Consider the following 7,603-nt stretch of genomic DNA (forward strand, 5'->3'; position numbering starts at 1 on the left):
CGGGCCCGCTTGGGCATGCCCGTCTCGCGGTCCGGATGTTCTCGTTCCCGATGCTGAGACGACAGGGGCCCGCCGACCGTTCGCTGAAGGTCGGCGGGCCTCGTCCGGGTGGGGGGCCGGTCAGGCCTGGTGGGCCTCCACGACCTGGACGTCTTCCTCTGTGATCTCGCCGTCCACGATGCGGAACGACCGGAACTGGTAGGGGTCGTCCTCGCCGTTGCCCTCGGCGGTGGAGACCAGGACGTAGTGGGCGAACGGCTCGGAGGCGTAGCTCACGTCGGTGCGCGAGGGGTAGGCCTCGGTGGCGGTGTGCGAGTGGTAGACGATGACCGGTTCCTCGTCCCGGTCGTCCATCTCGCGGTAGAGCTTGAGCAGGTCGCCCGAGTCGAACTCGTAGAAGGTGGGCGAGCGGGCCGCGTTGAGCATCGGGATGAACCGCTCGGGGCGGCCGCTGCCGGCCGGTCCGGCGACCACGCCGCAGGCCTCGTCCGGGTGGTCGGCGCGGGCGTGGGCCACGATCCGGTCGCGGAGTTCTCGGGTGATGGTCAGCATGCGGTCAGGATGCCATGCCCCGGCGGCCCCAAGAACAGACGGTGGGCCGCCGGGGCGTCCGAGGCCCGGTCACCGGGCGTCCGCCACCCGGTCTCGGGGTGCGGCCCGGGGCGTGCCCGGGCCGCGGTTCAGCCGCCCTCGCGGGCGTGCAGGTGGTCGTGCGGACGGCCGTGCACGGCCTGCGGGTTGTGGCGTCTGATCACCACGTAGCCGACCACCAGCAGCAGGGCCCAGCCGGGGAAGACGTAGAGCGAGATCCGGTTGGTGGTGTCCAGGGCGATCAGCACCACGACCAGGACCAGGAAGGCGAGCGCGGCCCAGCTGATCCAGATGCCGCCGGGGGCCTTGAAGGTGGGCGGCGGCAGGTGGCCGGCCTTCCAGGCGCGGCGGTAGCGGATCTGGGAGACCAGGATCATCGCCCAGGTCCACAGGCCGCAGACCGTGGCGACCGAGGTGATGTACTCGAACGCCCGCGCCGGGACGAGGTAGTTGAGCACCACGCCGGCGCCCATCAGCACGCTGGAGAAGGTGATCGCGACGGCCGGGGTGCGGCGGGTGTTGAGGGTGGTGAGGCGTACGGGGGCCTGGCCTCGCAGGGCGAGGTCGCGCAGCATGCGGCCGGTGGAGTACATCCCGGAGTTGCAGGAGGAGAGCGCGGCCGTGAGCACCACGAAGTTGATGATGCCGGCCGCCGCCGGGATGCCGATCTTGCCGAAGGCGGCGACGAACGGGCTGACGCCGGGCTGGAATTCGGTCCAGGGCACGAGGGCGAGGATGATCGCCAGGGCGCCGATGTAGAACAGCATGATGCGCCAGGGCAGGGTGTTGATGGCGCGCGGCAGGGTCTTCTCGGGGTTCTCGCTCTCGCCCGCGGTGACGCCGACGAGTTCGACGCCCAGGTAGGCGAACATGACGATCTGCAGGGTCATCACGGTGGCGCCGATGCCCTTGGGGAAGAAGCCGCCGTCCTGCCACAGGTGGGTGATCGACGCGGTGTCACCGGCCTTGCTGAAGCCGAGGGTCAGCACGCCGATGCCGATCAGGATCATGCCGATGATGGCGGTGACCTTGACCATGGAGAACCAGAACTCGATCTCGCCGAACAGCTTCACCGAGATCAGGTTCGCGGCGTAGAGGATGACCAGGAAGGTCAGCGCGCTGGCCCACTGGGGGATGTTGGGCGCCCAGAACCTGACGTACACGGCCGCCGCGGTGGTCTCGGCCATTCCGGTGACGACCCAGAACAGCCAGTAGGTCCAGCCGGTGACGTAGCCGGCGAAGGGGCCGAGGAACTCCCGGGCGTACTCGGCGAAGCTGCCGGACACCGGGCGGTAGGTGAGGAGTTCACCGAGGGCCCGCATGATCGCGAAGATCACCAGGCCTGCCACGGCGTAGGAGAGCAGCAGGCTCGGTCCGGACCGGGATATCGCGGTGCCGGCGCCGAGGAACAGGCCCGTCCCGATCGCGCCGCCGATCGCGATCATCTGGATCTGGCGGCTGCCCAGCCCCCGCTGGTAGCCCTCCTCGTCCGGTTTGCTGTCGACCACTTGGTCGTAGAGCTGCTCGGCCATGGTCACCGTCCTGGGTCGGTCTCGTGGGTGGGGTGAAGTCGTACCACGCAGAGTCCGGATAGCGGTGTTCATCTGAGCGATATTTGAGCATGACCTGCTAGGGTTCGCCCGATTTATACGAAAATACCCCGACCGACCATCCACATGCTGGACAGAACGGCCGGGGCTTGCCCGAGATCGGGCAGGATCGCCCGGGAAAGCGGACGGAAAGCCTCCAAAATCAGTCGGCGATCGCCTCCAGCAACGATTCCTGAAGCGCTCCCAGCCACAGATAGGCCATCACCAGCGGCTTGCGCTGGTCGCTGTCCGGCAGCGCGTACAGGCCTTGTTCGTCCTCCTCGGTGACCTCCAGCCGAACCGCGAGGGCCAGCCTCAGGTCGTTCAGCGCGCCCAGCCAGCGCAGGCAGTCGGGCGTGGCCAGCTTGAGCACCCCGGCTCCGCCGAGACCGTCCAGGGTGCGGATCACCTCCAGCGCGTCCTCCCGCTTGCGGGCCCGCAGGTCGAGCTCGGTGTAGCGGCGGAACTCGCCCGAGGCGGCCACCGCCTCGGGGTCCGCCGGTGCGGTCGGGTCGCCGTAGGCGTCCGGGAAGAGCCGGGCCAGCACCGGGTCCGAGGGCGCCTCGGTCGGGCCCTCGGCGAACAGCGCGGCCAGCGGGTCGCCGCCCTCCCCGCCCGGGCCGGGGCCGATCAGCTCCAGCATCTGCACTTCCAGCGAGCGCAGGATGGAGGCCTCCACCTCGTCCAGCGCGATCGCCGCGCCGCCACCGCCGGTGCTCTCGAACAACCCAGCCATCTGTATCGGTCAGCCCGTCTTCGTCGTGTTCGGCCACGCCGCCGTCCCGGCGGCCGGTCGCCCGGTCGGTCGTGTGTGCGCTCGGCGTACGGTCAGTCGTGTTGCAGCGTCGCCCACAGGCCGTAGCCGTGCATCGCCTGCACGTCACGTTCCATCTCCTCGCGGGAGCCGCTGGCGACCACCGCCCGGCCCTTGGTGTGCACGTCCATCATGAGCTTCCGAGCCTTGTCCTTCGGGTATCCGTAGTAGGCCTGGAAGACGTACTGGACGTAGCTCATGAGATTGACCGGGTCGTTGTGCACGATGGTCACCCAGGGCGTGTCCGGTTCGACCACCGGTTGCCCCTCGACCTCCGGGCGCTCGATCTCCACGGGAGCGACACTCACCGCCGGGCCTCCTCGTTGCACACTCGTCCGTAACCCCTCAAGGCCCATGCTGCCATCCGGGGGACACCCGGGCGATTCCGGCCCGGGTCCCGTCACGAGAAATCGTCACTCTGACGCTAAGTGGTAGTAGCATCATCCGCATGGACGCCACTTCAGTGCGCGCGGCCAGCTCGACCGCGCTGCTCACCGACCGCTACGAGCTCACCATGCTGCAGGCCGCCCTGCGCAGCGGGGCCGCGCACCGCCGCTCCGTCTTCGAGGTGTTCACCCGCCGCCTGCCGGGCGGCCGCCGCTACGGCGTCATGGCCGGCACCGGCCGGGTGCTGGACGCCATCGAGAACTTCCGCTTCACCGGCGCCCAGCTGGACTGGCTGGCCGACCAGGGCGTGGTCGAGGACGACACCCTGCGCTTCCTCGCCGACTACCGCTTCTCCGGCGACATCCACGGCTACCCCGAGGGCGAGGTCTACTTCCCCGGCTCGCCGCTGCTCACCGTCGAGGGCAGCTTCGCCGAGGCGGTGATCCTGGAGACGGTGATCCTGTCGATCCTCAACCACGACTCGGCGATCGCGGCCGCCGCCTCCCGGATGACCGCCGCGGCCGGCGGCCGCCCGGTGATCGAGATGGGCGCCCGCCGGGCCCACGAGCAGGCCGCCGTGTCCGCCGCCCGGGCCGCCTACGTGGCCGGCTTCGCCGCCACCTCCGACCTCGAAGCCGGCTTCACCCACGGCATCCCGACCACCGGCACCGCCGCGCACGCCTTCACCCTGGTCCACGACAGCGAGCGGGACGCCTTCCGGGCCCAGATCGCCTCCATGGGCAAGGGCACCACCCTGCTGGTCGACACCTTCGACCTGCGCGAGGCGGTGCGGACCGCCGTCGAGGTGGCCGGCCCCGAGCTGGGCGCCGTCCGGATCGACTCCGGCGACCTCACCCTGCTGGCCCACCGGGTCCGCCGCCAACTGGACGAGCTCGGCGCCGAGCGGACCCGGATCATCGTCACCTCGGACCTCGACGAGTACGCGATCGCCGCGCTGGCCGCCGCCCCGGTGAACGGCTACGGCGTCGGCACCAGCCTGGTCACCGGCAGCGGCCACCCGACCTGCGCGATGGTCTACAAGCTGGTCGCCCGCGCCGAGCAGGACGGCGGGCCGCTGGTGCCGGTGGCCAAGCGCGCGGCCGGCGGCAAGACCAGCATCGGCGGCCGCAAGTGGGCGGCCCGCCGGCCCGACGCCGAGGGCGTGGCCGAGGCCGAGGTGGTCGGCACCGGGCCGGTCCCGGCCGAGCTGGAGCCGCACCTGATGCAGGTGCCGCTGGTGCGGGCCGGCGAGACCGTCGGCCGGGAGCCGCTGAGCGCCGCCCGCGAGCGGCACGTCCGCGCCCGGGCCGCGCTGCCGCTGTCGGCCACCCAGCTCTCCAAGGGGGATCCGGTCATCCCCACCGAGCTGATCCTCTGACCCCGGCCGGGCGGGGGCCTTCCGCCTCCGCGCGCCACTCCCTAGAGTCGACCGTGGAGTTCCCCGCTCCTCCGGTCCCAGGGGCCCGGGGCTCCCCCGATCCCAGGGGCCCGGGTCTCCCCCAGTTCCAGGGGCCCGGGCCCCACCACCGGGGCGCACCGCCCCCCACAGCCGAGGAATGCGAGCCATGCACCGGGCACTGATCGTCGTCGACGTGCAGAACGACTTCTGCGAGGGCGGCAGCCTGGCCGTCGCCGGGGGCGCCGAAGTGGCCGCCGCCATCACCGACCTGATCGCCGAGTCCTCCCCCGGCTACCGGCACATCCTCGCCACCCGCGACCACCACATAGACCCGGGCCCGCACTTCTCCGCCGAGCCCGACTACGTCGACAGCTGGCCGGCGCACTGCGTGGCCGGAACCGAGGGCGTGGGCTTCCACCCCAACTTCGCGCCCGCGGTGATCTCCGGCGCGGTCGAGGCGGTGTTCGACAAGGGCGCCCACTCGGCGGCGTACAGCGGCTTCGAGGGGCTGGACGAGAACGGCCGCGGCCCGGTGGAGTGGCTGCGCGAGCGGCAGGTCGACGAGGTCGACGTGGTCGGCATCGCCACCGACCACTGTGTCCGGGCCACCGCCCTGGACGCCGCGCGGGCCGGCTTCACCACCCGGGTGCTGCTCGACCTCACCGTCGGGGTGGCGCCGGAGACCACCGCCGCCGCGCTGGAGGAGCTGCGGGCGGCCGGGGTCGAGCTGGTCGGCACGCCGGTGGTGCGTTCGTAACACCGGCGCTCGGGCGGGCCGGTGCCTCAGGCGCGCTCCGCGGTGTATCCGCGATGTATCCGCGATGTGCTCCGCCCCTCAGACCACCAGCAGCTCCACCACGTCCGTCCCGCCGGCCCGGTAGGCCTCGCGCAGCTCCGCGCCGACCGCCTCCGGGTCCGCGGCCAGCCGGGTGCCGGAGACGTACACCACGCGGATGCCCAGGTACTCCATCCGGTGCTGGCCGCCGCGCACCCAGGCGGCCTCGCCCTCGCTGACGCAGCGCAGGTCCGGGTCCACCTCCACCGCGACGCCGCGCTCGGGCCAGTAGAGGTCCGGGACGGCGATGTACGTGCCGCCGCGCATCCGCAGCTCGGGGGCGTTCAGCGGGGCGGGCAGCAGCCACTCGTCCACCAGCCGGCCGACCTGGTCCAGGGTCATGTCCCGCTCTGCCGCGAGCAGTTCGTCCAGCGCGGCGCGCACCCGGGGCTCACCGGTCAGCCCGGACTCGACCAGCTCGACGGACAACTCCCGGACGGTGCAGCGGTTCTCCGACCGGGAGACGGCCTCCCGCAGCACCTCGCGCACCGGCGCCGGGGCCTCCTGGTCCGCCGTCCACTCGCACAGCGCGTCCGCGACCGCCCGGGCGACCGGCGCGCAGGCCAGGCCGTGCACCGAGCAGGCCTCCAACTCCCGTTCGGTGCGGCGGATCCGCACCTCCCCGGCGTCCTTGAGCCGGCGCTGCCTGGGCACCAGGACGTCCACCCCGGTCACCGCGGGCAGCCGGGGTACGGCGGTGAAGCCGTACAGCGCGAGCGCGGCCGCACCGGTGATCACCGCGCCCGCGCGGCGCCCCTCCTCCCGGCCGCTCTGCGCCGCGTACAGCAGTGCGGCCCACATCCGCTGCTCCGGGGTGGGCTCGCCGGACTGCAACAGGTAGACGCGGGGCAGCAGCCGCTGCCAGGGGCCGCCCCGGCGGCAGTGTTCGGTGATGATCCGGGCCGGCACGCCCCGGGCGCGGAGCTGGCTCGCGGTGACGACGTTCTGCTGACGCTTCGCCAGCTCATCGAGGGACGGCGGCGGCGAGGGAATCCGGTAGCTCATGCCGACACCATCCCCAACCGCCGCGACCCGCGAGCGGCAGCCTGACGCACTGTTACTCAACCGTCGCGAAACCGGGATCAGCCTGCACTAAAGTCCTCATACCCTCACTCATTTGGCGTAAATGACGTTCATATGGCTATCGGATTTGATCGAAATCGATCGACGACCTGGTCGCCTGACCCAGAGTGATCAAGGGCATACGGCGAGGGACCCCCGGGGCGTCAATCCCGCCTCCGGGATTGCCTAGGCTTACGTCATGTCACGTGACGAGACCGCCGGCCTCCGCGCGGCCCAGCTCCGCCTCGGCCGTCTGCCCGGATACGTCCGCCGGCCGGACCCGGCCCGCCGCACCGGTGAGAAGGGCCATACGTACAAGAAGGGCTGGGAGGTCCGCTTCACCGCCCGCAGCGAGGCCGAGATAGCAGAGATCCGCGACCTGGTGGTCGCCGCCGGGTTCGCGCCCGCCAGACCGTTCTTCAAGGGGCACCAGCTCATCCAGCCGGTGTACGGCATGGCCGCCGTGCAGGCCTACCTGGCCGCTAGACAGGCGGCCGAGGAGCACGCCGCCCGAGCGGCACTCGGCCGCCGTCGGCGGGCGCCGGGGGCGCACACGGCCGGGTCGCACGCCCCTGGGTCGCACGGCGCCGCACCGCACGGTGCCGGGTCGCACAGCGGCGCACCGCACGGCTCCGGACCGCTCGGCTCCGCACCGCTCGGCTCCGCACCGCTCGGCGCCGGACCGCTCGGCGCCGGACCGCTCGGCGCCGCAGCGTCCGGTGCCCATCGGTGCGAGCGCGAGGAGGCCGCCACAGGGGCCGCCACGGCTGCTGCGGCGGCTGCGGCCGCGGCGGCCCAGCTGGCCCGGCGCCGTGCCGTGGAGTCCTTCCCCGCCCAGGTCGAACGGGGCGACGCCCCCGACGACCGGTTCTGCTCGATGGAGGCCGGCACGACGCCGACTCGCTCGAAGGCCACGCCCTGCCCCG

Annotated in this window: 7 protein-coding genes and 1 pseudogene; 3 read left to right on the forward strand and 5 right to left on the reverse strand. The window is 72.2% G+C overall.

Going from position 1 to position 7,603, the window contains the following annotated elements; translation table 11 throughout:
- Nucleotides 1–120: 120 nt before the first annotated feature.
- From J0670_RS24040 to clpS, 4 genes are all read right to left on the reverse strand, one after another.
- Complete coding sequence (locus tag J0670_RS24040) at nt 121–552, reverse strand: Mov34/MPN/PAD-1 family protein (RefSeq protein WP_207813733.1); 432 nt, start codon at nt 550–552, stop codon at nt 121–123.
- 128 nt (nt 553–680) lie between these two features.
- A complete protein-coding gene (locus J0670_RS24045; RefSeq protein ID WP_207813734.1) occupies nt 681–2,123 on the reverse strand; it encodes an amino acid permease in 1,443 nt (480 codons plus the stop codon).
- A 220-nt stretch (nt 2,124–2,343) separates the two neighbouring features.
- Complete coding sequence (locus tag J0670_RS24050; RefSeq protein WP_207813735.1) at nt 2,344–2,916, reverse strand: DUF2017 domain-containing protein; 573 nt, start codon at nt 2,914–2,916, stop codon at nt 2,344–2,346.
- Between the two features lie 92 nt (nt 2,917–3,008).
- The gene (clpS, locus tag J0670_RS24055; RefSeq protein WP_207813736.1) at nt 3,009–3,302 is read right to left on the reverse strand and encodes an ATP-dependent Clp protease adapter ClpS; all 294 of its coding nucleotides are present in this window, start codon (nt 3,300–3,302) and stop codon (nt 3,009–3,011) included.
- A gap of 140 nt (nt 3,303–3,442) precedes the next feature.
- Here clpS and J0670_RS24060 point away from each other — a divergent pair, with 140 nt between their 5' ends.
- A complete protein-coding gene (locus J0670_RS24060; RefSeq protein WP_207813737.1) occupies nt 3,443–4,759 on the forward strand; it encodes a nicotinate phosphoribosyltransferase in 1,317 nt (438 codons plus the stop codon).
- A 187-nt stretch (nt 4,760–4,946) separates the two neighbouring features.
- On the forward strand, nt 4,947–5,537 hold the full coding sequence (locus J0670_RS24065; RefSeq protein WP_207813738.1) for an isochorismatase family protein: 591 nt from the start codon (nt 4,947–4,949) through the stop codon (nt 5,535–5,537).
- 78 nt (nt 5,538–5,615) lie between these two features.
- Here the strand turns inward: J0670_RS24065 and J0670_RS24070 are convergent, their stop codons facing one another.
- Entirely contained in the window at nt 5,616–6,620 is a 1,005-nt protein-coding gene (locus tag J0670_RS24070) for a hypothetical protein (RefSeq protein WP_207813739.1), read from the reverse strand.
- 256 nt (nt 6,621–6,876) lie between these two features.
- Here J0670_RS24070 and J0670_RS24075 point away from each other — a divergent pair.
- Nucleotides 6,877–7,603, forward strand: a pseudogene (locus J0670_RS24075) (hypothetical protein); the annotation flags it as partial.

It is taken from the genome of Streptomyces sp. FH025 (assembly GCF_017427025.1).
Lineage (GTDB): Bacteria > Actinomycetota > Actinomycetes > Streptomycetales > Streptomycetaceae > Kitasatospora.

Bases quoted from the DNA above. Each gene is read 5' to 3' on its own strand.
- J0670_RS24040 (WP_207813733.1), bottom strand. From the start codon at position 552: ATGCTGACCATCACCCGAGAACTCCGCGACCGGATCGTGGCCCACGCC.
- J0670_RS24045 (WP_207813734.1), bottom strand. From the start codon at position 2,123: ATGGCCGAGCAGCTCTACGACCAAGTGGTCGACAGCAAACCGGACGAG.
- J0670_RS24050 (WP_207813735.1), bottom strand. From the start codon at position 2,916: ATGGCTGGGTTGTTCGAGAGCACCGGCGGTGGCGGCGCGGCGATCGCG.
- J0670_RS24060 (WP_207813737.1), top strand. From the start codon at position 3,443: ATGGACGCCACTTCAGTGCGCGCGGCCAGCTCGACCGCGCTGCTCACC.
- J0670_RS24065 (WP_207813738.1), top strand. From the start codon at position 4,947: ATGCACCGGGCACTGATCGTCGTCGACGTGCAGAACGACTTCTGCGAG.
- J0670_RS24070 (WP_207813739.1), bottom strand. From the start codon at position 6,620: ATGAGCTACCGGATTCCCTCGCCGCCGCCGTCCCTCGATGAGCTGGCG.